The organism is Microcystis sp. T1-4, assembly GCF_000297435.1.
GTDB lineage: Bacteria > Cyanobacteriota > Cyanobacteriia > Cyanobacteriales > Microcystaceae > Microcystis.
Map to the genome: position 1 here is coordinate 1 of NZ_CAIP01000005.1, position 1,633 is coordinate 1,633.

The 1,633-nt window shown below is 44.5% G+C and carries 4 protein-coding genes and 1 pseudogene; all 5 read left to right on the forward strand.

From position 1 onward, the window contains the following. Nucleotides 1–284: 284 nt before the first annotated feature. Nucleotides 285–758, forward strand: a complete 474-nt coding sequence (locus tag MICAI_RS00255) for a type II toxin-antitoxin system VapC family toxin (RefSeq protein ID WP_008195957.1) — start codon at nt 285–287, stop codon at nt 756–758. Nucleotides 759–762: 4 nt separating this feature from the next. Then, a complete protein-coding gene (locus MICAI_RS00260; protein WP_008195959.1) occupies nt 763–951 on the forward strand; it encodes a hypothetical protein in 189 nt (62 codons plus the stop codon). Nucleotides 952–956: 5 nt separating this feature from the next. Then, nucleotides 957–1,082: a hypothetical protein gene (locus MICAI_RS27500; protein WP_255348744.1), complete on the forward strand. Its 126-nt coding sequence runs from the start codon at nt 957–959 to the stop codon at nt 1,080–1,082. Nucleotides 1,083–1,220: 138 nt separating this feature from the next. Continuing rightward, entirely contained in the window at nt 1,221–1,496 is a 276-nt protein-coding gene (locus MICAI_RS00265) for a hypothetical protein (protein ID WP_002733756.1), read from the forward strand. Continuing rightward, a pseudogene (locus MICAI_RS27695) lies at nt 1,493–1,633 on the forward strand (clan AA aspartic protease); the annotation flags it as partial. The gene MICAI_RS00265 and the pseudogene MICAI_RS27695, both read left to right, overlap by 4 nt.

A 1,633-nucleotide genomic window follows, 5' to 3' on the forward strand; every position in this document is an offset into this window, starting at 1 on the left:
AGACATTTGGATCGTAGAGTGTATTAATGAAATGTACAACTTGAATGATAATCAACAAATTCGTGCGTTACGCTAACGCTAACACACCCTACATCATATCTGAAGCGGGGAACAAGGACGCAATCAGAGCCAAAACAGATAGGCGCAAGGAGCGTTAACGGGGAGTGCGATCGCTGATCTCGTAGGGTGCGTTAATGAAATGTAACGCACTAATTCCCTCGCAAACCCTCAAAATAAAGCTCAAATGCGATAGAATGAGGGACAAATAAAATTCAGAAAGTGCTGTGAGGGAAACCGTCTATATTGAAACCAGTGTTATTGGCTATCTAGCCGTTAGACCAAGCAACAACTTGATCTTCATGGCAAATTTGGAAATAACCAGAAGATGGTGGGAAACTCGCCGTAGTCAATTTACCCTTTACATCTCGCAAGTTGTCTTAGATGAAGCGGGACAGGGTGATACAGAAATGGCAAGCAAGAGGCTAGAGATTCTGCAAAGTCTCTCTGTGCTTGAGCTTACCGACACTATAGAAGACTTGGGAATGCAATTCCTCACTAGAAGTAATCTTCCCGCTAAAGCATCCGATGATGCTATTCACATTGCCGTAGCCACCGTTCATGGATTAGATTACTTGCTAACATGGAACTGTAAACATATTGCTAACGCTCAAATCCAAAAAAAGCTTACCGAAATCTGCCGTGATTTTGGCTATAAATTGCCGACCATTTGTACACCCTATGAATTAATGGGAGAGTAAATTTATGTGGGAAGATGAAATTCTTGAAGAATTGCACAGAATACGAGAAGAGCATGCTAAATCTTTTAATTATGATTTCAAAGCCATATTTGCTGATTGGCAGAAAAGACAAGTCGCGAGTGGCAGACAATTAGTATCACTGCAACATCAACAACAGTTTAACAAGGCGTTGGAGCCGACTACCCAAGAGTGATATGTTTGAGCAAAGGAAATCCGGCAGCGGCTCAACTTTGCCGTTATGCCGACCAGCGAGTCAAGTGCGATCGTTCCGATTGTAGCGATCGCCGATCTTGTAGGGTGCGTTCCCTAATGCAGGATTTTTGAGAACGCACCATGCACATTGATTGAAGCTGTGAGGTTAGGTGCGGTGCTGCTCTTGTGGGCCCAGTTGAGGAATGTTAGCGAAGATTGCCAATGTTTAGGTTAAAATAGAGGGGCAAAAGTTGCCACAGGGTCGCTTCAATGACAGTTCGACAACCCCGCTACAGCAAAGAAGAATTTGCCCGACGTGGACACGAAGTCTATGAGTCTCAGGTACGCTCCCAAATCGAGGAAGGGAATCATGGGAAGATTGTAGCAATAGACATCGAAACAGGGGCTTTTGAAGTGGCTGACGACAGCCTAACAGCTGCTAAACAACTGTTAATACGTTTTCCTGATGCACAAATATTTGGTATTCGCATTGGACATCGTGCCGTCCATCGTTTTGGCTTTCGTTCCCCCAGTGTGTCGCCATGATGATGGGGAGCGTCAATTCGCGCCGAGAAGCAATTATTCAATTCGTAGTGCTAGGCGAAAATCACCAGAGGCAAGCGATTAAAGCAGTTATTGACACTGGTTACACTGGATTTCTCACGTTGCCTTCCGCTATCATT